The organism is Aestuariivivens insulae, assembly GCF_022662195.1.
Classification (GTDB): Bacteria; Bacteroidota; Bacteroidia; order Flavobacteriales; family Flavobacteriaceae; genus Aestuariivivens; species Aestuariivivens insulae.
The window spans coordinates 379,648-402,887 of the sequence record NZ_JAKMCS010000001.1; the positions used below are offsets into that span (position 1 = coordinate 379,648).

The 23,240-nt window shown below is 34.9% G+C and carries 23 protein-coding genes; 13 read left to right on the forward strand and 10 right to left on the reverse strand.

Features of this window, described 5'->3' with window-relative positions; genetic code table 11:
- Positions 1-16: 16 nt before the first annotated feature.
- The 3 genes from MR062_RS01485 to MR062_RS01495 form a co-directional block, all read right to left on the reverse strand.
- On the reverse strand, positions 17-880 hold the full coding sequence (locus MR062_RS01485; RefSeq protein WP_027137161.1) for a sigma-70 family RNA polymerase sigma factor: 864 nt from the start codon (positions 878-880) through the stop codon (positions 17-19).
- Between the two features lie 95 nt (positions 881-975).
- Positions 976-1,350: a hypothetical protein gene (locus tag MR062_RS01490; protein ID WP_242202279.1), complete on the reverse strand. Its 375-nt coding sequence runs from the start codon at positions 1,348-1,350 to the stop codon at positions 976-978.
- 67 nt (positions 1,351-1,417) lie between these two features.
- Positions 1,418-2,416, reverse strand: coding sequence for a hypothetical protein (locus MR062_RS01495; RefSeq protein ID WP_242202280.1), 999 nt, complete (start codon positions 2,414-2,416; stop codon positions 1,418-1,420).
- A gap of 168 nt (positions 2,417-2,584) precedes the next feature.
- Between MR062_RS01495 and MR062_RS01500 the strand changes: the two genes are divergently transcribed.
- From MR062_RS01500 to MR062_RS01545, 10 genes are all read left to right on the forward strand, one after another.
- Positions 2,585-2,749, forward strand: a complete 165-nt coding sequence (locus tag MR062_RS01500; protein WP_242202281.1) for a hypothetical protein — start codon at positions 2,585-2,587, stop codon at positions 2,747-2,749.
- A gap of 207 nt (positions 2,750-2,956) precedes the next feature.
- The gene (locus tag MR062_RS01505; protein WP_242202282.1) at positions 2,957-4,099 is read left to right on the forward strand and encodes a helix-turn-helix domain-containing protein; all 1,143 of its coding nucleotides are present in this window, start codon (positions 2,957-2,959) and stop codon (positions 4,097-4,099) included.
- Between the two features lie 116 nt (positions 4,100-4,215).
- Positions 4,216-4,902 (forward strand): DUF6134 family protein, encoded by a 687-nt coding sequence (locus MR062_RS01510; RefSeq protein ID WP_242202283.1) that lies wholly within the window; start codon positions 4,216-4,218, stop codon positions 4,900-4,902.
- Between the two features lie 41 nt (positions 4,903-4,943).
- Positions 4,944-5,576: a CPBP family intramembrane glutamic endopeptidase gene (locus MR062_RS01515; protein WP_242202284.1), complete on the forward strand. Its 633-nt coding sequence runs from the start codon at positions 4,944-4,946 to the stop codon at positions 5,574-5,576.
- On the forward strand, positions 5,573-6,559 hold the full coding sequence (locus MR062_RS01520) for an NAD-dependent epimerase/dehydratase family protein (RefSeq protein ID WP_242202285.1): 987 nt from the start codon (positions 5,573-5,575) through the stop codon (positions 6,557-6,559). The genes MR062_RS01515 and MR062_RS01520 overlap by 4 nt, the downstream gene beginning before the upstream one ends.
- Positions 6,556-7,365, forward strand: coding sequence for an SDR family NAD(P)-dependent oxidoreductase (locus MR062_RS01525; protein WP_242202286.1), 810 nt, complete (start codon positions 6,556-6,558; stop codon positions 7,363-7,365). The genes MR062_RS01520 and MR062_RS01525 overlap by 4 nt, the downstream gene beginning before the upstream one ends.
- Before the next feature lie 137 nt (positions 7,366-7,502).
- Positions 7,503-7,937 carry a hypothetical protein gene (locus tag MR062_RS01530; protein WP_242202287.1) on the forward strand — a complete coding sequence of 145 codons (435 nt, stop codon included), beginning with the start codon at positions 7,503-7,505 and terminating at the stop codon, positions 7,935-7,937.
- 11 nt (positions 7,938-7,948) lie between these two features.
- Positions 7,949-8,731 (forward strand): hypothetical protein, encoded by a 783-nt coding sequence (locus MR062_RS01535; protein ID WP_242202288.1) that lies wholly within the window; start codon positions 7,949-7,951, stop codon positions 8,729-8,731.
- A gap of 24 nt (positions 8,732-8,755) precedes the next feature.
- Entirely contained in the window at positions 8,756-9,265 is a 510-nt protein-coding gene (locus MR062_RS01540) for a hypothetical protein (RefSeq protein ID WP_242202289.1), read from the forward strand.
- Between the two features lie 11 nt (positions 9,266-9,276).
- The gene (locus tag MR062_RS01545; protein WP_242202290.1) at positions 9,277-9,678 is read left to right on the forward strand and encodes a hypothetical protein; all 402 of its coding nucleotides are present in this window, start codon (positions 9,277-9,279) and stop codon (positions 9,676-9,678) included.
- 98 nt (positions 9,679-9,776) lie between these two features.
- Here the strand turns inward: MR062_RS01545 and MR062_RS01550 are convergent, their stop codons facing one another.
- From MR062_RS01550 to tamL, 5 genes are all read right to left on the reverse strand, one after another.
- Positions 9,777-12,029, reverse strand: coding sequence for a polyribonucleotide nucleotidyltransferase (locus tag MR062_RS01550; protein ID WP_242202291.1), 2,253 nt, complete (start codon positions 12,027-12,029; stop codon positions 9,777-9,779).
- Between the two features lie 369 nt (positions 12,030-12,398).
- Positions 12,399-12,668 (reverse strand): 30S ribosomal protein S15, encoded by a 270-nt coding sequence (gene rpsO / locus MR062_RS01555; protein WP_242202292.1) that lies wholly within the window; start codon positions 12,666-12,668, stop codon positions 12,399-12,401.
- A 141-nt stretch (positions 12,669-12,809) separates the two neighbouring features.
- On the reverse strand, positions 12,810-13,667 hold the full coding sequence (gene accD / locus MR062_RS01560; protein WP_242202293.1) for an acetyl-CoA carboxylase, carboxyltransferase subunit beta: 858 nt from the start codon (positions 13,665-13,667) through the stop codon (positions 12,810-12,812).
- Between the two features lie 218 nt (positions 13,668-13,885).
- Positions 13,886-14,953: a class II fructose-bisphosphate aldolase gene (gene fbaA / locus MR062_RS01565; protein ID WP_242202294.1), complete on the reverse strand. Its 1,068-nt coding sequence runs from the start codon at positions 14,951-14,953 to the stop codon at positions 13,886-13,888.
- Positions 14,954-15,238: 285 nt separating this feature from the next.
- Positions 15,239-17,764, reverse strand: coding sequence for a translocation and assembly module lipoprotein TamL (gene tamL, locus MR062_RS01570; protein ID WP_242202295.1), 2,526 nt, complete (start codon positions 17,762-17,764; stop codon positions 15,239-15,241).
- A gap of 159 nt (positions 17,765-17,923) precedes the next feature.
- Here tamL and MR062_RS01575 point away from each other — a divergent pair, with 159 nt between their 5' ends.
- Positions 17,924-18,643 (forward strand): TrmH family RNA methyltransferase, encoded by a 720-nt coding sequence (locus MR062_RS01575; protein ID WP_242202296.1) that lies wholly within the window; start codon positions 17,924-17,926, stop codon positions 18,641-18,643.
- 119 nt (positions 18,644-18,762) lie between these two features.
- Here the strand turns inward: MR062_RS01575 and porT are convergent, their stop codons facing one another.
- On the reverse strand, positions 18,763-19,491 hold the full coding sequence (gene porT, locus MR062_RS01580; protein ID WP_242202297.1) for a type IX secretion/gliding motility protein PorT/SprT: 729 nt from the start codon (positions 19,489-19,491) through the stop codon (positions 18,763-18,765).
- Between the two features lies 1 nt (position 19,492).
- Positions 19,493-20,221 carry a bifunctional demethylmenaquinone methyltransferase/2-methoxy-6-polyprenyl-1,4-benzoquinol methylase UbiE gene (ubiE, locus tag MR062_RS01585; protein WP_394800521.1) on the reverse strand — a complete coding sequence of 243 codons (729 nt, stop codon included), beginning with the start codon at positions 20,219-20,221 and terminating at the stop codon, positions 19,493-19,495.
- Between the two features lie 114 nt (positions 20,222-20,335).
- On the opposite strand from ubiE, the gene trkA reads away from it, so the two are divergent.
- Together trkA and MR062_RS01595 are read left to right on the forward strand one after the other, a co-directional pair.
- Positions 20,336-21,685 (forward strand): Trk system potassium transporter TrkA, encoded by a 1,350-nt coding sequence (gene trkA / locus MR062_RS01590; RefSeq protein WP_242202299.1) that lies wholly within the window; start codon positions 20,336-20,338, stop codon positions 21,683-21,685.
- Entirely contained in the window at positions 21,686-23,179 is a 1,494-nt protein-coding gene (locus tag MR062_RS01595; RefSeq protein ID WP_242202300.1) for a TrkH family potassium uptake protein, read from the forward strand.
- Positions 23,180-23,240 lie beyond the last annotated feature (61 nt).

Sequence of the window (23,240 nt, forward strand, 5' to 3'; positions counted from 1 at the left end):
AGTCGTAATTATATAATTATCCTAAATAAGTTTTCAAAATTTTGCTGCGAGACGTGTGTTTTAGACGGCGAATAGCTTTTTCCTTAATTTGTCTTACACGTTCGCGAGTTAAATCGAATGTTTCTCCAATTTCTTCCAAGGTCATAGGGTGTTGGTTTCCTAAACCAAAGTATAAACGAATAACATCTGCTTCACGAGGTGTTAAGGTTTCTAATGCACGTTCAATTTCTGTACGTAACGACTCGTGTAATAATTCTTTATCTGGGTTTGGAGATTCTCCACTGTTTAATACGTCATATAGGTTAGAATCTTCTCCCTCAACTAAAGGGGCATCCATACTTACATGGCGTCCAGAGTTTTTCATGGATTCCTTAACATCGTTAATGGTCATGTCCAACTCTTTGGCAATTTCCTCAGCACTTGGTGGGCGCTCATGACTTTGCTCTAAAAAGGCGAAGGTTTTATTGATTTTATTAATAGAACCAATTTTGTTAAGCGGTAAACGAACAATACGCGATTGTTCTGCTAAAGCTTGAAGTATGGACTGACGAATCCACCAAACGGCGTAGGAAATAAATTTAAACCCACGGGTTTCATCAAAACGTTGTGCGGCTTTAATAAGGCCCAAATTACCTTCATTAATTAAATCGGGGAGGGTTAAGCCTTGGTTTTGATATTGCTTAGCAACCGATACCACAAAGCGAAGGTTAGCCTTAGTTAACTTTTCTAAAGCCACCTGGTCTCCAGCCTTTATGCGTTGCGCCAATTCTACTTCTTCATCAGCAGTAATTAAATCTACTTTGCCAATTTCTTGTAGATACTTGTCTAACGAAGCAGTTTCTCTATTGGTAACCTGCTTCGTAATTTTAAGTTGTCTCATGTAATACTTTCGTTATTTTTTAGAGGGATTGCAATTCTTATTCTATGGTTATACGTTAAAAGGACTAAAAATGTTACAAAAGGTTTAAAATAATTTTAGATCTTAATTAAGTTTTTGTCATTTAAATTGATTGCATCAAGCATTTCGTGAGTGAACTTATAATGCCCACGGGTAGTAATTAATTTAAACCTATAGGATTTTAGATTGCTTAGGGTATTTAAAAATAACCATTTAGATTTAAGAAGCTTAGGCCTTTCCGATTTTAGGCTTACATCAAACAAGTGTTTTCTGCCTTCTTTAGTGGCCACTATGTCTGGCGTTATGGCTATGTTGCTTCCTTTTTTTAAATAGGATTTAGGGGTTTCGTATCCCTCCATATCTGCTTTAATATTTTCAAAGCCACAATTCTCTAGATAAGCAATAGAATGCTCTAGAATGTCTGAATATTTTTCTTTATCTGTATAAACCATAACCTATAATATAAACAAAAATCACAGAAAATCAAATTTTTAACAAGGTTTAACAGTTGTTGTATGTTTATAGAAAGGCCATTTTTTCGTCTAGATTGATGCGCTCTTGTATAATAGATATTTTTTGATGGATGGTCTTAAAAAATAAGGTTCTGTCCCGTTCTCCTGAGGTGGCCAAAAGTTTTGAATTGGACATTTGTTTTTGTAAAAACTCATACATCATTTGGCAAGTGTCTTTATGTTCGACCTTTAAATAATCCAAAACTGTAAAAGGAGAAAAAAACACTTTGTAATGCGGTGTAACGAACATGGCAGTATTGGTTAAAGTATGTAGTTCACATTTATAAAGCCTAAAGAATGTTGTGTGGTCTTTGTTGTTAATGCTTTGCTGTATGGTTTCGCTTTCTATGTTGTCTATAATATCGTGTATGTCACTACAAATGCTTAAAGCAATGTCTTTCGAGACCAGCCCTGCTTCATAATAATAAAGCACTTGTTGCAAGGTTCCAATTACGGTATTGTCATTCCAAAGTTCAGTAATATTTATATGTTTGTATATTTCACCTACTTTTATTGCGCTTTCTATCAGCGATTGGGGTACGGTTTTCATCCATTCGTCAAAGGTGATTTTACTTTTGGCCATTTCAACATTCAAATCCTTTAACCAAACATACATTTTGTACCTGGTTAAAAAAGAATCGGTAAGTGTTCTAAAGAGCGAAATATCTTTGCCAGACCATATTACCTCGGCACCTTTTACTTTGGTAAGTGCGGCAACATTGTTGTAAGATTGTTTTAGCCATAATTCCAGACCTTTTTCATCAGATGGCCTAGGTGATAATTCTGTTAAAACAGAATTTTGGCTACCAATTTCAAAGAGTTTATTTAATGAAACCTTATAATGTCTAGCCAATTTTACGGCTTCTTCAAGTGTTAAGCTGGTTTTTAGGTTAATGCGTCTGTAAGCGGCATCATAACCAATATCCAATATACTTGCGATTTCATCAACAAAAGAAGTGTTATCCTGTGCTTTCTCTTTTAGGTATTTAATAAATTGTTCTTGCATTTTATCAAAAATTAAAGGTAGGAAAGTAGATGGTTTTGTGAAATTTAAGAAAAAAAACCAACTTTTTACGCAAATTCTGTAAATGGTTTGTGATTATTATGGGGTAATTTTATAATGTTGCTTTTAGTAAGAGCCAAGGTTTAATCAACAGTTAAAATTTTAAAGATCATGAAAACCAAGACCAATTCTTTCCCAAACTCACTTAATGGTTTGATTAAAAATGTATTGGATTACTATGTGTACTGTGTTGTAATTAATAGCAACTATAAAAAAAGCCTTAGTGAGAATGAAGCCTATAAGCTAGCTCAAGAAAATCATTTAAATGCTGCCTGAACTTAAGTGTTGTCTCTTGGACTTAGATTAAATAGTGTTTTTGTTTGGTTTAACTATTTGTAATTTAAGTTTTTGCTTTTTGTCCATTACTTTCCTTTATTAATAAATTTCTTTCCTTATTTTGGTTATCTTGGCTTTATGAAGTAGATTTTTAATTAAATTTAAATGTCTATAAACATAGCGTTCATAACATAGATAACTATTGATATGGATTTTGTCTCTATTGTTAATTTTTTACTTATTGCTGGTGTTATTCAAGGTTTTGGTTTTAACCTTGTAACCTTGTTTGTAAAGAAGAAATTAGATAAAACTATCATATTCCTAAATCTAACGGTTTTAGCCATCACTTTGAATAATTTACAAAGATGGCTTATTGATAATGGTTACACCTCTGATTTGTTTCTTCTTAAAAATTTACTTGTACCCTGGTATTTATTTATACTACCAATGTTTTATGCATTTACAATCTATTTTGTTAGAGTTCAAGACAAAGTAAACAATTTTATTAAGCCTACATTAGTGCTTTTTATTTTAGAGATGGTTATCAGGCTATGTTTAATTTCTTATGTGTATTATGAAGTTCCAGATAGAGACACAACCATAATCCATAACTTTACGCTGATAGAAAACACATTTAATCTCTTATATAGCTTATTCTTTTTTGGAAATGCATGTTTGCTTATTTTTAGACGGCATTATTTGTTAGATAATATTTTGCCTTATGATGATTTAAATTGGATTAAGTGGATTATTCGTTTAGGGGTAATCACAATTGGGTTTTGGGCTATAGCAGTAGCAATTCAATTGTTAACCGATAATGATGGAGCCTATAAATATTTAAATCTTAGTTCATCTATACTTCTTTATTGGTTAGGTTATCAAGGGTTTTATAAGTATAATGTAGTACGTGATCGAATTTCGTTAAGAGGCTCCATAAAGTCCAATCGTGTTGAAATATCACCCAGAGATTATACTAAAACTTCTGTGCATAAAGAAGATTTTTATAACCAAAAACATCAGGAAGATTTTAATAAAATTAAAGATTACATTATAAAAAACAAATTGTATTTAGATCCTTTATTGAGTATGGAATCCCTGGCTTCAGATTTAGGTATGAGCAAGAGCTATTTTTCCAAACTTATAAACTCCTATAGCGAATATAATTTTTCGGATTATATTAACTCGTTACGGGTAGCTCAAGCTAAAAAGTTTTTATCGAACAATGAGTTTAGTGAGTATACCATCGTGGCTATAGGTTTGGAATGTGGGTTCAATTCTAAATCAACGTTTTATTCTGCATTTAAAAAGTTTACTTCAGAAACACCAACTAGTTATAGGGATCAGTTTTAATTGATACCGTCCGAGATTATCGTTGGACATCCTAATTTTTACTTCTTGGAATATCTTGGATATTAGTACGGTTTAGTGCCTATAATTTTACAACAGTAACTCAAAAACTGTTCGTCATGATTCCGGCATTAATATTATTTCTCATCAAAAAATTTAAAGGAAGGCCTATTGCATTTTTGAAAACGAATGCCTTAAAAACATTAGTAATCAAAATATTGGTTTTAGTGGTAGTTGTTCTTTTAGTGTCTTCCTTTATTGTAATCGATTTTAATAATTCAAAGATCTATAATGTTGTTAAAAATGAAAAGGTTATTGGTGTTATTAAGATTAATAAACATACTTCTGAAAGCTCCATTGTTTATACTCTTTCAAGCACTATTAAAGTGAAACTTTTATTGAAGTTTGACATCGTTGGTAAAGAAAAAGCGATTTATAAAAATGGCGTATTGACTTTTTCTTCGGTATATAGGACACTTAACAATAAGGTTAAAGTAAACCATAATATAGTGCTAAATAACAACCAATATCAGGTTCAATCTTCCAATGACATCAAATATTTAGACTATAAAACAATTACCCATAACCTTGTGATGCTTTATTTTCAAGAGCCTATAGGTGTTACCTCTATTTTTTGTGATAACCAGAAGGAAATGGTGCCTGTAAAGGCTTTATCGGAGGGTAAATATAAAGTTGAAATTTCGAACGACAAGTATAATGTGTTCCATTATAAAAATGGCAAATGCATTAAAATTGAAGCTGTAAGTAAGCTTTTTAGTGTAATCTTAATACCCGCAGAGTCATGAATGCTATAATTACAAATTGGGTTTTAATTGCAGTTTGTTTCATGACTTATTTTGTTGTGAGTATGGTATACAAAAAACTAGGTGTTTATAATTTGCATAGCGCTTTGTTAACAACAAATGGTCTTAGGCTTTTAAACCTAAAACATGTATTGGGGATTGTTCTATTTGGGGTGCTTTCATACATGATGATCCCAGAATTACAATACTTGGTAACCGTTATTGAAGTTCCCAAAATACATGTGCTCTTATTGTTTGTTTTTATCATTTTGCTGTCTGCTAATATATCGTATTTAAGTGTTAAAAAGCAATGTGGGGAGCAGGAGACCGTAAATGTAGATTACAGTTTTGCACATGCATGGTTCTATTTTTCAATTAGATTTTTCTTTTTGTTGGGGTATGAGTTTTTCTTTAGGGGCATATTGCTGTTTAAACTTTTAGAATATACAACATTACCACTAGCCATTGTATATAATACCATGTTGTATGTGGTTATTCACAGCTTCGATTCTAAAAAGGAAATTTTAGGGGCTATACCATTTGGAATTGTTTTATGCCTGTTTGCCTATTATACCAATAGTGTATGGTATGCCTTTTTAATTCATTTAGCCTTATCGGCTGTATATGAAATTTCAATTTTCTATCATCTAACCTTAAAAAACAAAATTGTATCATGAAAGTTTTAGTAACAGGAGCCACAGGGTATGTGGGGCATCAATTAGCCATAAAACTTGCCGAAAGCAATTACCAAGTAGTGGCATTAGTAAGGGACTTGTATTCCAAAAGGATTCCCTATCACAAAAATATAATCCCGGTAAAGGGTGATGTGCGTAATTTAAATTCGGTTTTAAAAGCCATGGAAGGTTGTGGTTATGTATTTCATACCGCAGCATATACAAATTTAAAGAGTAAGAGAATAGATGGTTTTTATAATACGAATGTTTTAGGCACTAAAAATGTCTTAGAGGCATCTTTACAACATAAGATAAAAAGGGTCGTCTACACAAGTACGCTTTCGGTTTTTGGGCCTTCATACAAAGACATTCCAATAACAGAAGACCAGCCCAGATTGGTTGCTTATGCCAACGATTATGAGCTCACTAAGAGCATGTCCCAAGAAATCGTTTCAGAATATGTTAGAAAGGGACTGTCTTGTGTTGTACTTAATTTATCTCGGGTTTATGGGCCTGGATTGGCAACATTTTCTAATGGAGTTAATAAGTTGATTGCAAAAATCGTAAAAAACCAATTGTTGTTGGTGCCTTCAAAATTAAGTATTTCTGCTAATTATGTCTTTATAGATGATGTTGTGAATGCTCATCTTTTGGCTATGTCAAAAAAAGAATTAGAAGGTAATTTTATCATTGGCGGAGAAAATATAAGCTACAAAACACTTTTTCATACCATTAGGAAGTTGGCTAAGAGCCACATAAAAATTGTAACGCTTAATTATAGATTTATCAGGGGTAGCTTATCCTTTCTAAATGTTGTGAACTCAATTTTTGGCTTCCAATCTGGAATTACGCCAAAGGTATTAGATGCTTTATTTCAAAACAGAATGGCTACTTCAAAACGTGCTGTTATGGCATTAGATTATAAGATTACGCCTTTTGAATTAGGTATATGGAAAACGATCAATCATTTAAAACCTTCATTATGAAAACATATGCTTTAATAACAGGAGCCAGTCAAGGTTTAGGTAAGGCCTTGGCGTTAGAATGTGCCAATAGGGAAATGAATCTATTGTTATTGGCCTTGCCGAACTCGGGTTTGCCACAATTATCACATTTCATAAAGCAACATATGGGTGTTGATGTACATCATCTTGAATTGGACCTAAGTGTTGTTGAGAATTATTACCTCATAGCAGATTATGTGCGAAACAATAATCTTAAAATTCAATATCTAATCAACAATGCGGGGGTATTAAGTAGAGGCTTTTTTGATGCTCTGGACGATCGTTTCGTTTTAAAGCAAATAGCGGTAAATATTACTGCTCCAACTATGCTTATTAAGCTGTTGTTGCCCTATATGAAATCTACTAATAATGCAGCTATTTTAAACATAAGCAGTATGGCCAGTTTTTTTGCATTGCCCAAAAAACAAGTCTATGGTGCAACAAAGGCTTATTTAACATCCTTTTCAAAAAGTTTGGCCAAAGAATTAAAGAAGGACAATATTGCTATAACGATTATCTGTCCTGGAGGGTTAAATACAACAACAAGGCTGTGCTATCAAAATCGTATTTTAAGTTGGATTCCACGTAAGTCCGTCTTGAATCCAGAAGACGCTGCTGGAATTGCCATTAATGCCATGATGAAAAGAAGGGAATTGATTGTTCCCGGATTTATTAATAAATGCTTATTGGTTTTGGATAAGTTATTGCCCAGATTTATAAAAGATAGCTTAACAAGCCAAGAGATCAACAAATTTCCTGCTGGCAAATTACAAAAGCTGTCAAGCTAGTATTACGGCAAATTATTACATAAATGTTATTCTGAGGTAATTAACTAGTCCTAAATCATCCACCAACCATATTATTGGATATTGGAGTGCGGTTTAGTGCTGATATTTGAGGTGTAAACAAATGAAAAATAAAGCTCATGAAATCTTTAAGGATTATATCAAATAAGAATAAAAGATGCCCGCAATGGATTTTTGCTATGCTTTGGTTCATGTTATCTGTGGGGTTTTTAAGTGCTCAAACTAGCAGGTTGGATGCATCAATGTTTTCAGAGCATCAAAGGATGGTTGATCTTAATTTTAAAACGCATGTTACTTCGCAATTAAGATTTTTGGTAGCGCCCCAATTTGGCGGGCTGTTCGATGCTCAATTTAAATATGTTGAAGGTATTTTAAATTTAAGAAAGCAGTATAGTGATTTTGATTTGGCCTTGACGCTAGGGACCCAATATAGTCTAATAAAAAGGCTAGTGTTTCATGTGGTGTATAATGTGGGTTTATTAAAGTTGGAACATGATAGTTCAAATAAAATACCTGGTGCTTACATGAGAGCAGGTTTAACGTATAATTTTTAAACTAAATAATTATGAGAACATTATTTAAAATTGTTATAACTGCTTATGTTGCAATAATAGTACAGTCTTGTGGCTCACATCGGGTATATACATCTGGGAGCTACGGTTCTTTAAAATCCTACACCGAAAAGCAACACTATGTGGATAAGAAAACTTCTAAGACATATGTGTCTGGCGATGTTAGTTTTGGACGGCATATGCAGGATGGAGGATCATTTGATGATACAAAAACCATAGCCTCATTAAATGTACATCGTAATATAACAGGACGTTCTTATAATTACTATTATGGATTAGGGGGCGGTATTGGAAGTTACCATTTTAAAGAAGGTTATAATGATATTGTTGATCAAAATGAAAAGTTGAATTTTTACAACATAAATTTAAAAGCAGGTATTAATTATGCCTTAACCACAACTAAAATAGATTATAGATTTATTGGTCTAGAATTATTGTATACTAATGAGTTTGGAGCTTACCAAGATAAATTAGAAGCGCTTTCAAAGTTGATGGATGAGGATTTAATTATTGTAAACCAAAAATCCATATTTACCTATAATTTTTATTCTGAATATGTTTTTAAATTTTCTACAGAGGAGGCACTCTCACTTGGTTTTTACATTGGAGGACTATTTAACAAAATGAACAATGATGATTATGAATATGGATATGACACAGAGTTTAATGGCTTTACAGTTGGTTTGAGGCTAAAAAAGTATACGCTTCACTTCATCCATGAAACAGGTCAAAATGATATTCGGTCAACGAAATTAGGTTTAACCTATAACTTATAAGGGTACAATTTAAATATATTAATTATGAAAACAATACGGTTATGTATGTTGGTCTTAGTGCTATTTTTTGGGGTTTTATGGAGCCAAAGTATATACTCTCAAGACGATGCCAATACTAAAAGTATGTTCGTAAGAGTGTACGATTTAGGAGGGGAAAAGATAGGAAAGGGTGATGTGGGTTTTGTTAATGATAGTGTCATTCAAGTCATAAAAAATGACAAACCACAACAATTCAAGGTAAATAACATTGGGTTTATTAAAACAAAGCGTTCAGGAGGACACCATGTATTAATAGGAGCGGGCATTGGTTTGGTATCTGGTGCAGTTATTGGGGCCTCGGTTACAGATTCAAGTGGGCCTGATTCATTTTTTCCTTGGACAAAAACAGATGGAGCAATGGTAGGGGGGCTATTAGGGGCTGCTGGGGGAGCTGCAATAGGGGGCATTTCTACTGTGGCCAAAAATTCAGTAATCTATACCATTAATGGAGATGTTGGTAAATGGAAAATATTTATATCGGATATGAAACTTTAACAACTTTAATTATGAAAACAATTAAACAACAAACCTGTCTATCCGTTATATTATTATCAATTTTGATACTCTTTCAAAGTTGTACAGTTTACAGATCGAAATCCTCTACATTGGAACAAGTATCCAATACAGCTATTAAATCTAAAGTTGAAACTCATAATGGAGTCAGTATTAAATTTAAGTATATAGTTGTTGAAAATGGCAATTACTATGGCGTAAGAAAGGTTAAGGGAAAAATGGAAAAAATGAAATTGTCTGAAGATTATATTAAGAGTGTTAAACAAAAAGATAAAACAATGTCAACTGTTCTAACAATTGCACTTCCTGTAGCTATAATCGCGGCAGTGGGGTTAATATTTCAAGATGCCTTTAAATGGAAACATGGAGCGTCCAAAGTAGAATGGAATTTTTGATGCTTTATAAATGTTATTTCAATAAAAAAACCTCGCAATTTTAATTGCGAGGTTTTAGTTTTATCAGTAGAATAGAAAGGATTTAACTCCTCTACTTTCTAGTTTTCTCTTGGTTTTCTATCATCACGGCGGTTGTCGCGTCCACGGTTATCGCGTCCACGGTTATCTCTACCTCTGTTGTCACGTCCACCTCGATTATTATCTCTTGGTGGTCTTTCCACATAACCTTCTGGTTTTGGTAAAATAGCCTTGCGAGACACTTTCTCTTTGCGGGTTCTTGGATCAACACCAAAGTATTTCACATCAAAAACATCACCTAGATTAACAACGTCGCTTACATTTTCAGTGCGTTCCCAAGCCAATTCGCTTACGTGTAATAACACTTCATTTCCAGGAGCCTCGGTATACTCAACAACAGCACCAAAGTCAAGCATTTTTATAACTTTAACTTCATAAATGCTACCCACTTCAGGTTTAAACATTAAGGCGTCTATAGTTGCAATAACTTTATCAATTCCTTCTTGGTCTGTACCTAAAATTTCAACAATACCTTCTTCGGTTACTGGGTCTTCATTAATTACGATAGTGGTCTTGGTCTCTTTTTGTAATTCTTGAATCACCTTACCACCAGAACCAATAACAGCACCAATATATTCGCCAGGAATAACTTTAGTAACCATTTTAGGAGCGTGTGCCTTAACGTCGGCGTTAGGCGCAGCAATAGTGTCGGTTAATTTTTCTAAAATATGTAAACGGCCATCGCGAGCTTGTTTTAGTGCTTTTACTAAAATCTCGTAGCTCAACCCTTTTACTTTAATATCCATTTGGCAAGCGGTAATACCATCGGCAGTACCGGTTACTTTAAAGTCCATGTCACCTAGGTGGTCTTCATCTCCTAAAATATCCGAAAGTACGGCATATTTACCACTTTCTGTATCGGTGATTAATCCCATGGCAATACCAGAAACAGGTTTTTTTAGTTGTACACCAGCATCCATAAGAGCCATGGTGCCAGAACATACAGTAGCCATTGAAGACGATCCATTACTTTCCAATACTTCGGAAACAACACGAACCGTATATGGGCAATCTTCGGGAACCATACCTTTTAAAGCACGTTGTGCCAAATTACCATGTCCTACCTCACGACGCGATGTCCCTCTAATTGGTCTAGCTTCCCCTGTTGAAAACGGTGGGAAGTTGTAGTGTAAGTAGAAGCGTTCTTCACCTTCAAAAGAAGGCATGTCAATCATGTTGGCCTCTCTAGACGTACCTAATGTAACGGTAGCTAAGGCTTGGGTTTCCCCACGTGTAAAAATAGCCGAACCATGAGTAGATGGTAAATAATCTATTTCACACCATATAGGTCTAATATCTGTAGTTTTACGTCCGTCTAAACGTAAGCCTTCGTTTAAGGTTAAATCCCTTACTGCAGACTTTTCAGCTTTGCTATAGTATTTAGAAATTAAACCGCCCAATTCCTCTTGCTCTTCTTCAGAGAAGCTAGCAATAATTTCTTCTTTTATTTCTGCAAATGCAGCACTACGTTCTTGCTTAGAAGATCCTGCTTTGGCTACAGCATATACTTTGTCGTATGCCATATCATGGATTTTCTGAGCCAATGCTTCATCTTCTTGCTCTGAGTCGTATTCGCGAGTTTCCTTTTTGCCAAAAGCTTCTGCCAATTTAACTTGAGCATCACATTGTACTTTAATGGCTTCGTGCGCGAATTTGATGGCTTCGGTCATCTCTTCTTCAGAAACTTCATCCATTTCGCCTTCAACCATCATAACAGAATCTGCACTTGCACCAATAACCATATCGATGTCAGATTCTGCTAATTGAGCCATTGACGGATTAATAATGAATTCCCCGTTTATGCGTCCAACGCGAACTTCAGATATAGGTGTTTCAAAAGGGATGTCACTTAACTGAATAGCCGCCGAAGCTGCTAAACCTGCCATGGCATCTGGCATAACGTTTTCGTCGTGTGACATTAATTGGATCATCACTTGGGTTTCGGCATGATAGTCTTTTGGGAATAACGGACGTAACACACGGTCTACTAAACGCATGGTTAATACTTCGCCATCACTAGGTCTTGCTTCTCTTTTAAAGAACCCTCCTGGATATCGTCCCGCAGCAGCAAACTTTTCTCTGTAATCTACGGTTAACGGTAAAAAGTCGACGTCTGCTTGTTTGTAATTGGAAACAACCGTACATAATAACATACAGTTTCCAGATTGCACGACAACACTACCATGTGCTTGTTTTGCTAATTTTCCGGTTTCGATAGAAATTTCCCTACCGTCACCAAGGTCTATGACCTCTTTAAATGTTTGTGGAATCATAATTTTTAATTCTAATTCTGGTTCATTTATGCATACCAGAACAATGTTAAACAATGGTCGTTGTGTTGTTGTGTGTAGTTGTTGTGTTTTAGACCAATGAAAAACCTTAAGTCCCAAACTTAATTTGGGATCTAGCTTCTTTAATTATTTGTCATTGCGAATCATACTTTTTGCATGATGAAGTAATCTTAACCTTTTGGAAAGATTACCATGTCGTTACCTCGCAATAACGTCGTAACGTTTTTATTATGTTGGCGTTTCCCTATTGGGCCGGGCTTTTCGCTATATCTTTTTTTCGTAACCTCAAAAAAGGATGCCGCTGCAATCCCTAACGCAAAAACAAAAAAGAGGCCATAAAGCCTCTTTTTCTTATTTTCTTAATCCTAATTCTTTTACTATGGCACGATATCTTAAGATATCTTTCTTAGTTAAGTAATCTAGTAGAGAACGACGCTTACCTACTAATTTTACTAACGAACGCTCGGTATTAAAATCTTTACGATTCTTTTTTAAGTGCTCTGTTAGGTGATTAATTCTGTGCGTAAATAACGCGATTTGAGCTTCTGCAGTACCAGTATCGGCTTTACCCTTACCGTACTTTGCAAAAATCTCTTCTTTTACTTCTTTAGTTAAATACATGCTAATATTATTGTAAATGATCGTTATGTATACGAAAGCCTTTCTTTCGAGCGGCAAAGATACGCTTTTTTATTGATTTTCAAATAGAAAATAAAAGCCTGTTAGAGTTCTAAAACCTAACAGGTTTAAATGTTTTTTGTTTTATGCTCTCAATGGTTGGTTGGTAATCAAATCGATGTATTGGTTTACCTTATTTTTTAGTTCTTTTCTATGGGTTATAAAGTCCAAGAATCCGTGCTCTAATAAAAATTCTGAGGTTTGGAATCCTTCAGGTAATTCTTTTCCTGTAGTATCCTTTACAACGCGAGGGCCAGCAAAACCTATTAATGCTCCTGGTTCTGCAATATTAATGTCGCCCAACATAGCAAATGAAGCTGTGGTACCTCCTGTTGTTGGATCTGTACATAATGATATATATGGAATTCCGGCATCTGCCAACTGCGCTAGTTTGGCAGAGGTTTTGGCCAATTGCATTAAGGATAATGCAGCTTCCATCATACGGGCACCACCAGATTTAGAGATGATCATAAAAGGGATGTTATGCTCAAGAGAGTAGTCTGCGGCACGCGCTATTTTCTCACCTACAACACTACCCATAGAACCGCCTATAAAAGCAAAATCCATACAGGCGATAACCAAATCCTTACCTTTAGATTTCCCAACGGCACAGCGTACGGCATCTTTTAGGTGTGTTTTAGCTTGTGCTGCTTTTAAACGTTCAGGGTATTTTTTTGTGTCCTCAAATTTAAGTGGGTCCTTGGATTCTAAATTGACATCCAGTTCTTTAAATGTATTGTCGTCAAAAAGAATTTCAAAATACTCCTTACTGCCAATTCTTACGTGGTATCCATCTTCTGGGCTTACATAAAAATTTTGTTCTAATTCTTTAGTGTCAACTATTTTTCCAGTCGGAGATTTATACCAGAGCCCTTTTGGGGTATCTTTCTTTTCTTCTGTAGAAGTTTGTATTCCTTTATGTTTTCTTTTAAACCAAGCCATATTGATTTACTTTTTTAAATCCTTATTGCAATGCTCAGGATGGTTTTGTATTATTGTTTAATAACGATAATTCGTATTAAACCTAGAGCACAAAATTAAACCTTTATTTTAAATTGGGGTAGTGCCCATTGAAAATTATTAATTACCAATTATTGTGAATGAAAAATCCTGCCGTGAAGCAGGATTTTTACAGTAGTTCATAATTAACTAACTATATATTATAGTGTGTTAACATTGTTTAAGTCTTCGAAAGCTTTCTTTAAACGTTCAACAAATGTTTTTTCACCTTCGCGTAACCAAACACGTGGATCGTAATACTTTTTGTTAGGAACGTCGTCACCTTCTGGGTTTCCAATTTGTGATTGTAGGAAATCTGTTTTGTTGGCCATATAATCACGAATACCACTCATAAAAGCATATTGTAAATCGGTATCAATATTCATTTTAATTACACCGTAGCCAATAGCTTCTCTAATTTCTTCAACGGTAGAACCAGAACCTCCATGAAATACAAAATCGATATGGTTTTGTTCAACTCCATATTTCTCCGAAATATATTCTTGGGAATTCTTTAAGATTTTAGGCGTTAATTTTACGTTACCTGGTTTGTAAACCCCATGTACATTACCAAAAGCGGCAGCAATAGTAAATTGGTCACTTACTTTGCTTAGTTCTTCGTAGGCATAAGCTACTTCTTCTGGTTGCGTATAAAGTTTAGAATCGTCTACATCGGTGTTGTCAACGCCGTCTTCTTCACCACCTGTTATACCTAATTCAATCTCTAAGGTCATACCCATTTTGCTCATGCGCTCAAGGTATTGTTTGCAGATTTCTATATTTTCTTCGATAGGCTCTTCCGAAAGGTCTATCATATGTGAGCTAAAAAGCGATTTACCGGTTTCTGCAAAGTGCTTTTCACTGGCATCCAATAATCCATCTATCCAAGGCAATAATTTTTTAGCACAGTGGTCTGTATGTAAAATTACGGGAACACCATAGGCTTCGGCTAAAGTGTGTACATGCTTAGCTCCTGCAATAGCTCCTGCAATAGCAGCTTGTTGCCCTTCGTTACTCAATCCTTTACCAGCATTAAACTGTGCACCACCATTTGAAAACTGGATAATTACAGGGGCATTTAAATCTTTTGCTGTTTCTAAAACACCGTTTATAGTGTCAGATCCTATAACATTTACCGCTGGAAGCGCATAATTGTTAGCTTTGGCATGCTCAAAAATTGCCTGCACTTCTTTTCCTGTTGCAACACCCGGTTTTATATTGTGTCCCATTTTATAATTTAATTTGATTAATAATAGTCTATATATGCTTGAGAATTACAAACCATTAATAGTTGTTTGTTTATATTGGTAGGTAATACTCTTTATGTTAAATGCCCACTGTGAGCCTTCAAAAGTAATTAATTTTTGTGTAACCGCTTGTTGTTTTAAGTGTTGAAACACATAAATTTAAACTAAAACGTTATAGTGTAGTATGGGGATTCGCCTTATAATCCTTCTATTATTTTCCTTTTTAGGACAAGGAATTTTGTATTGCAATAAAAATATAATATTAGGCTAAAAAGGATAGTTTATACCAATATTATAAACCGCGTTGCTAAAATTATAATCTTTAAACCATCGTTTTTCATCTTGATAAGATGGGTCGTAGGTTTTAAAGCCAATATCGAACCTAAACACAAAGAAGCCAAAGTCGTAGCGTAGGCCAAACCCAGACCCTACGGCAATGTCTTTTAAGGAGTTTAGACTGGTGAATGTGGCGCGTTCGTCTTCTACGTTGTCAAGGACGTTCCATATATTACCCGCATCGACAAAAATGGCTCCATTTAAATCCTGAAAAAGATTGAAGCGTTGTTCTATACCTAAAGCCAGCTTTAGGTTGGCCTCGTTAAATTCATTATTCGTCTGCGAACTACCTGGGCCTAAACTGTAGGCGGTCCACGCCCTATTGTCGTTGGCGCCACCAGCAAAAAAACTTTTTGAAAAGGGTATACTATTGGAGTTGCCATAAGGAATGGCAATGCCAAAATAACTTCGCATGGCGAGTATGTTTTTTTTGCCTAGATCCCAATGTTTAATATAGTCTAGTTCTGTTTTTGCATATTGCGAAAATGCAACATTAAAAACTTTGTACCTGTTGTCTTCATCTTTTTTCAAACCAATAAGTTTAGACATATTGGATAGCATGTTTCCTGCAAATTCCAAACGGAACCTAAAAATAGAGAAATCTTCATCAAATAAGTTGGTCCTTACGTCTCTGGTTAAACCAAAACTGGTTGAAAAAATAAGGTTGTTCTCTGTTAATCTGTCTTTACGTTCATTAATGCTATTAATGGTAGCGAGTTGGTTATCGTCTATTTCATTAGGTGTTGGATCGGCTAATGCATAATTTAAAAATGCATTGGTATTGTCCGGAATGGTCAAGTCGGATTCAGTAGGAATATAATTAACGGTTTTAGCAATTTGGTTTAGTGAATTATAGGAGCTTTCATAAACACGAAAATAATTTTCTACATTTAAGTTTCTAACATACTGTACATTAAACAAGTCAAGGTTATTGGTTATTTTACTTGAAGGAGACCAACTGTAACTAAAATTCCCATTAAAGGTTTGTTTGTCCAATCCAATGTTGGTTTGGCTCGTGGTAGACAAGCTAATTCTAGTGCTTGGCGACATGTATTTAGGGATTATCCTATCGGTGTTAAAGGGAGAAAATAACCTTGGTATACGTAGTTTTAAATCGACGCCGTATTCGTTAATATCAAAAAAAGGATCGTCTAAATTATTTTTGTCTTTAGAAGCGCCTATAGATGTTATGGCAGAAATTTCAAACGTTTCTGCACCTTTAAAAATATTTCTAATTTGTAAACTGGAATTTAATGCTAACCCTACACTTTGAATGTTGCTCTGGGATACTTCGGTGCTAAATCCCAATTGGAATTTTTTAAGAGGCGTTAAATATACATTGGCAGTAAGGGTAGAATCCGTCTCCTGTTCATATTTAATTTCTGGGTATTTAAAGGTCCGTAATTCATTTAAGTAACGATAAGACCGTGTGCGGTCTATGTCCCTAAAAATGGTTTTTGGTGTGACAAAAACGGCATCGGTAATGGCTTTGGGGCGGTAGCGTAATTTTTCATGGCTTTTAACGGTATAGCTATCATATATTATAGAGTCTTTATATGGTAAATTCCTTGTTGCAAAAGTATCGTCTGTAAAAATATTAACCGTATTAACTTTAAAAATTTTAAAGGGTTTGGTAAATGTTGTGTCTGGAGTGGTGATTTTTCTATTGCTAATGAGTACACCCACATTTACCTTTTTGTTGGTGCCTACGGTGTCTATTTCAAAGGCTACATTTTCTTGGCCAAAATAATAAAGCCCCTTATTGCGCAACTCGCTAGTAATTCTGTCACGTTCTTGGGCAAAATTAGAGGTTACGTATTGTTCGCCAGTTTTAACTAAAGCATCTTTTTCGGTAGCTTCATAAAGCAATTCAACCAAAGGCGATTCAATTTTTTTGGTTAAGGAATCAATAATAAAAGGGGCACCGGTTTCTACATGGTATTTTACTTTGGCTCTTTTGTTGTTTGCTTTTGCTATATCGTAAGTAGCCTTTACATCAAACCAACCATTGTTAATATGGTAGTTTTCTATTCGGTTTGCCGATTTTTTGGCTTTTTCTTCATCTAATATAACGGGAGCTTCTCCTGTACGTTTTAACCACGAGTTAAGCCCTTTTCTTGTGGACAGATCTTTTTCTAATTGTTTTCTGGATAGCATTTTTGTTTTCCAAGCCATTTTTTCGTCATCGTCGTATATTTTAGCTTGTAATATGGAATCTATATTTGGACGTGCTGCATTATAAATGTGCAGACGTAGCGGAAATCCTAAAATAGTTCTATTGGGCTTTTGGTACAATAAGTTGTCTATGGTTTCCGAATTATCCTTTTTACCATTTATAATAACCTTATTTTTAGTAAGCAAATGCTCATTTTGAGGGACCCTTTTTACGGCATCACACGAGGTGAGCAGTAGAGATATAATTAGAGGTGCTAATATTTTTGAGCGTTTGGGTTTCAAATAAAAAATAATTGATTTAAGTTATGGGATACATTATTTGTAAACTATTATGGATTCAAAAATACACTATTTCAATCGAAAATATTTAAATAATCTCATGCTTGCAATTATCAAATCCATTAAAATTCATTTTCTTTATACCTTTATAATTAGAGTCGAATGCTTTCAAAAAACCAAATAAAATTAATTAACAGCTTAAAACAAAAAAAATACCGATTACAACACGAACTTTTTGTTGTTGAAGGTGTTAAAGCCATTTCAGAATTGTTACGGTCACATTTTGAGCTTTATGCCTTATATACGACTGAACCTTTCAATATTGATGCCAAACATGAAGTTTTAATTTCCCAAACCGATTTAAAACGCATTAGTTTTTTAACCACGCCCAATACGGCATTGGCTGTTTTTAAAATTCCAGAAACTAAACCAATAGAAGAAAGTGGATTGATAGTAGCTTTAGATGATGTTAGGGACCCTGGTAATTTGGGAACCATAATAAGGCTTTGTGATTGGTTTGGGGTAGCCCATTTGGTTTGTAGCAAAGGGACGGTAGATTGTTATAACCCTAAAGTGATACAGGCAACAATGGGCTCCATTACACGGATTAACACTAGTTATATGGATTTAGAGGCCTATTTAAAAGCAAGTGATTTACCAGTTTTTGGGGCCTTTATGGATGGCGCAAATGTCTATAAAAGTAAACTGCCTGAATCTGGAATCTTAGTTATGGGTAATGAAGCCAATGGGGTATCTAAGCATGTTGAAGCATTGATAACCGAAAAAATTGCAATCCCAAGGTTTGGAAAACTGCAAGAAACTGAGAGTTTAAATGTAGCTATGGCTACGGCCATTTTATTGAGTGAATTTAAGCGGGGATGATTGGAGGATGGTAGTAGTTAGCTATTATAGTGTAAGTAATAGGTTTTCAATAAACAATATTCAGGAACCATTGAAATAGCTGTTCTTTGCATAAGGAAATGCTTTAAACCTTGAACTAGCTATTGAAAAGTGAAATTAAGAAACACACCTCTTGTTTTCATATTGGTAATGTTATTCGTCCAAGGGCTGTTGGGGTCTTTGTCCCTTACCAATTCATCATTAATACCAAAAACGCCACGGATGGAGGGTGTAAATTTAAAATTGTACAAATAAAAATCAATACCAAAGCCCATTTCGTAAAACAAGGTATTCTTTTTGGATCTAAACTGTCCGTTACTATTGTCGTTAGGGTTGTCTTGGTTACTTGATAAATTTAACGCTGTAGAAACGCCTCCAACAATAAAAGGTTTAAAGTTGTTAATGCGTTTGGCTGAAAATTTCACTAATAACGGTATATGGATGTATGTCGATTTAACCTCCCGCATTAAATCGGAGTTGTTATACGATACTCCGCTAAAATAAGTTTTACTGTAATGAAGTTCACGAGTAGTAATGATTAGCCCAGGTTCTAACCGCAAATCTAAAAAGTTGTTTATGCGCAAATTACCAATAAGTCCTACACTAAACCCAGGGCTTCTTTTTACATAAATGTCACGGAGATCTTGGTTATAGTCAAAATTAAAGTCGTAAACATTAATGCCTAAAAAATAACCCCACCTTAATAAGTCGTTATCGGTAGAACGCCTCCCTTGATTGGCGTCGTACTGTACTTTCTTCTTGGTAAATAGTTGGGCCTGAGATTGGTGTATGGTAAAAAAGAATGCTATTGAAATAAAAAAATACTTCATATTACTGTTTAGATGATGTATAGATTGTCGCCACACCTAAGGTTTGTGGTAAATCTGTAACATTAATAAACCCAATTTTACGTAAAATATTGTTTAAAGCTTCTCCGTAAGGAAAAACAGATGCCGATTCGCATAAATATTTATAGGCACTTTTGTCTTTTGAAAACATACGTCCTATAAGCGGTAATATATTTTTTGTATAAAAATTATAGCCTTGCTTATAGGGTGCTTTTTCAGGTTTTGAAGTTTCTAAAATCACAAAAGCCCCACCAGGTTTTAATACGCGCAATATTTCGCTAAGGCCTTTTTCTAAAGTTTCAAAATTCCTTATACCAAAGGCAACGGTTATGGCGTCGAAGGTGTTGTCTTCAAAAGGCATGTTTTCAGAGTCCCCAAGAATCATTTCTATTTTGGATTCCAAACCTTTTTCTTTTACTTTTTCTTTTCCAATCTCTAACATGCCACTACTAATGTCGAGGCCTACAATTTTTTCGGCACCGGTTTTTGCTAAATTAATGGCTAAATCTCCTGTGCCAGTGGCAATGTCCAATACGGTTTTAGGGTTGGCTTGTTTAACAAGGTTTACCACTTTTTTGCGCCATTTTACATCAATGCCAAAAGAGATAACACGGTTAAGTCCGTCATAATCCCCAGAAATGGTATCAAACATTTTGGTTACCTGCTCTTTTTTCCCAAGAACACTATCTTTATATGGTTTAATTTTTGTCAAAAGAAAAGTTTTTGACAAATATAAACTATTGGAGGGCATTAAGAAACTTGAAAACAAATAATTGTATTAGGTTAAAATGCATATCTTTGCTCTTTCTATTAGTCAAGATAACCGATGAAAATTATTATTGCTGGAGCTGGAGAAGTAGGGTTCCATTTAGCAAAACTACTATCCTACGAGTCACAAGAAATTACACTCATAGATACCAGTAAGGAGAGCCTAGCGCATGCCGATACCCATTTAGATATTAAAGTTATAAAGGGTGATGCTACTTCAATAGCTATATTAAAGGATGCACGAGTGGAATCGAGCGATTTGGTTATTGGAGTTACTGCTTCCGAAACGACCAATATTACGGTTTGTGTTCTATCTAAGCAATTAGGGGCCAAAAGGACTATCGCTAGAATTTCAAATACCGAGTTTATTACCAATAAAGATGAATTAGGATTTACCAAATTTGGTATTGATGAGTTGATTTCACCAGAAGCTCTTGCTGCTTCAGAAATTGAATTGTCTTTAAAGCAATCGTCATTTGATGATAACTACGAGTTTGAAGATGGTGCCCTTACTATGGCTGGATTAACCTTGTCTAAAGAGGCATTGTTTGTTGGTAAAACGGTAAAAGAGGCAGCACAAATTTTTCCTGAAATCCATTTTGTGCCTATTGCCATTCAGCGAGCTGGAACGCAGTATACTTTAATACCTCGTGGAAATACGAAATTTAAGAAAGGCGATAATGTTGTTTTTATTACTTCGGAAGGTGGCGGTGAAGAATTATGCAAATTAACAGGTAAGGTTAATAAGGAGATTAAGAATGTTATGATTCTAGGCGGAAGCCAAATAGGATTTAAAACGGCTAGGGATTTAAGTGCTAAGGGGTTTAATGTTAAGTTGTTGGAACGAAATAAGGAACGTGCTTTCGATCTTGCCGATGAATTGCCAAATGTACTGGTTATTAATAGTGATGGTAGAAAAGTTGATATTTTAGATGAAGAAGGCCTTTCCAATATGGATGCCTTTATAGCTGTTGGCGATAATTCTGAGACGAATATCATGTCTTGCTTGGTCGCAAAATCCAAAGGGGTAGGTAAATCTATTGCCCTTGTAGAGAATATGGATTATTTTGAATTGTCCCATTCTATTGGTATCGATACACTCATTAATAAAAAACTTCTTGCAGCTAACAACATATTTAGGTATATAAGAAAAGGTGAAGTAGTCGCCATGACCAAATTAAGTAATATGAATGCCGAATTATTAGAGTTTGAGGTAAAGGCAACTTCGGCTATCTGCAATAAGGTTATTAAGCAAATAGACTTCCCTAGGTCTGCTATTATTGGAGGGGTGATTAGAAATGGTGTTGGACTAACTGCATTGGGTGATTTTAAAATTCAAGAAGGAGATAGAGTAGTAGTATGTAGTTTGTTGCGTTCTATAAAAGGTGTTGAAAAGTTATTTCTTTAGATGAAACTGAATTATAAAATAATTTTTCATTTTCTAGGCTTACTTATTTTGTTTAACGGGGGCTTTATGTTGCTGTCTGCATTGGTAAGCCTTATTTATGAAGACGGTGTTACATTGTCTTTATCTTTAGCGGCTCTTGTTACCTTATTGTTTGGAGGGGTGGCTATGCTTTTTACAAGAAAGCATAACAAGGAAATGAATAAGAGGGAAGGTTATATTGTAGTGGCTTTTGGTTGGGCTATTATGGCATTATCGGGAACCTTACCTTATATTTTTACTCAAAGCATTCCCAGTTTTACCAATGCGTTTTTCGAAACCATGTCCGGTTATACTACAACTGGGGCTTCTATACTAAATGATATTGAAATTATACCAGAAGGGGTTTTGTTTTGGCGTAGTTTAACCCATTGGATTGGGGGGATGGGTATAATAGTATTAGCTATTGCCATTCTACCACTTTTGGGTATTGGGGGAATGCAGATGTTTGCTGCCGAAGCACCTGGCCCTAGTGCCGATAAGTTGCATCCTAGAATTACAGATACAGCAAAGCGGCTGTGGTTAATTTATTTTAGCTATACTGCTGCAGAGACACTATTACTTAAACTTGCAGGAATGTCCTTTTTCGATGCCATAAACCATGCTATGGCAACGCTCTCTACAGGAGGGTTTTCGACAAAAAATGCCAGTGTGGCCCATTGGAATGGACAGCCTATAATTCAGTATATTATTATTCTGTTTATGTTTTTGGCTGGATCCAACTTCGTTTTGAGTTATTTTGCATTTAAAGGAAAGGTTCAAAAAGTAATTAGGGACGAAGAGTTTAAATTATACTTTAAATTTATAGCCGTTTTTACCATCATAGCAGCAGTTATAGTTTATTTTAAGGCTGATGTGTCGGCTTCAACTATAGCACATCCAATGGTATGGGGTGAAGGCGAGAGCGCTTTCAGGCATGCCTTATTTCAAGTGCTAACGGTTATTACTACTACCGGTTTTATCTCGGCCGATTATACCATGTGGACGCCCTTTTTAGTGGTTTTCTTTTTTGGACTTATGTTTTTGGGCGGGTCCGCTGGAAGTACATCTGGAGGGGTGAAAGTTGTTCGTCATTTAATACTTATTAAAAATGGGTTTTTAGAGTTTAAACGATCTCTTCATCCTAATGCCATTTTACCCGTTAGATATAATACCAAATCCATTTCGGGCGATATTGTATTTAATATTCAGGCATTCTTTATTTTATATATGCTCTCTTTTATAATTGGTGCCTTGGTATTTTCTATGCTGGGTATCGATTTTCAATCGGCTATAGGGCTATCGGCTTCAAGCTTGGGTAATGTAGGGCCAGCTCTGGGCGATTTTGGACCGGTAAATAATTATGCGGCCTTACCAGGCATAGGAAAATGGTGGTGTAGCTTTTTAATGCTTATAGGGCGTTTGGAGTTATTTACGGTACTTGTTTTGTTTACACCTTTCTTCTGGAGAAATAGATAATATTCGTTTCTGAATTAGTTCTCTTCTGTAACATTTCTGTAAAAATTATTACACATATATA

Coding starts and splice junctions, on each gene's coding strand:
- MR062_RS01485 (WP_027137161.1), bottom strand. CDS start 880: ATGAGACAACTTAAAATTACGAAGCAGGTTACCAATAGAGAAACTGCT.
- MR062_RS01490 (WP_242202279.1), bottom strand. CDS start 1,350: ATGGTTTATACAGATAAAGAAAAATATTCAGACATTCTAGAGCATTCT.
- MR062_RS01495 (WP_242202280.1), bottom strand. CDS start 2,416: ATGCAAGAACAATTTATTAAATACCTAAAAGAGAAAGCACAGGATAAC.
- MR062_RS01500 (WP_242202281.1), top strand. CDS start 2,585: ATGAAAACCAAGACCAATTCTTTCCCAAACTCACTTAATGGTTTGATT.
- MR062_RS01505 (WP_242202282.1), top strand. CDS start 2,957: ATGGATTTTGTCTCTATTGTTAATTTTTTACTTATTGCTGGTGTTATT.
- MR062_RS01510 (WP_242202283.1), top strand. CDS start 4,216: ATGATTCCGGCATTAATATTATTTCTCATCAAAAAATTTAAAGGAAGG.
- MR062_RS01515 (WP_242202284.1), top strand. CDS start 4,944: ATGACTTATTTTGTTGTGAGTATGGTATACAAAAAACTAGGTGTTTAT.
- MR062_RS01520 (WP_242202285.1), top strand. CDS start 5,573: ATGAAAGTTTTAGTAACAGGAGCCACAGGGTATGTGGGGCATCAATTA.
- MR062_RS01525 (WP_242202286.1), top strand. CDS start 6,556: ATGAAAACATATGCTTTAATAACAGGAGCCAGTCAAGGTTTAGGTAAG.
- MR062_RS01530 (WP_242202287.1), top strand. CDS start 7,503: ATGAAATCTTTAAGGATTATATCAAATAAGAATAAAAGATGCCCGCAA.
- MR062_RS01535 (WP_242202288.1), top strand. CDS start 7,949: ATGAGAACATTATTTAAAATTGTTATAACTGCTTATGTTGCAATAATA.
- MR062_RS01540 (WP_242202289.1), top strand. CDS start 8,756: ATGAAAACAATACGGTTATGTATGTTGGTCTTAGTGCTATTTTTTGGG.
- MR062_RS01545 (WP_242202290.1), top strand. CDS start 9,277: ATGAAAACAATTAAACAACAAACCTGTCTATCCGTTATATTATTATCA.
- MR062_RS01550 (WP_242202291.1), bottom strand. CDS start 12,029: ATGATTCCACAAACATTTAAAGAGGTCATAGACCTTGGTGACGGTAGG.
- rpsO (WP_242202292.1), bottom strand. CDS start 12,668: ATGTATTTAACTAAAGAAGTAAAAGAAGAGATTTTTGCAAAGTACGGT.
- accD (WP_242202293.1), bottom strand. CDS start 13,667: ATGGCTTGGTTTAAAAGAAAACATAAAGGAATACAAACTTCTACAGAA.
- fbaA (WP_242202294.1), bottom strand. CDS start 14,953: ATGGGACACAATATAAAACCGGGTGTTGCAACAGGAAAAGAAGTGCAG.
- MR062_RS01575 (WP_242202296.1), top strand. CDS start 17,924: ATGCTTTCAAAAAACCAAATAAAATTAATTAACAGCTTAAAACAAAAA.
- porT (WP_242202297.1), bottom strand. CDS start 19,491: ATGAAGTATTTTTTTATTTCAATAGCATTCTTTTTTACCATACACCAA.
- trkA (WP_242202299.1), top strand. CDS start 20,336: ATGAAAATTATTATTGCTGGAGCTGGAGAAGTAGGGTTCCATTTAGCA.
- MR062_RS01595 (WP_242202300.1), top strand. CDS start 21,686: ATGAAACTGAATTATAAAATAATTTTTCATTTTCTAGGCTTACTTATT.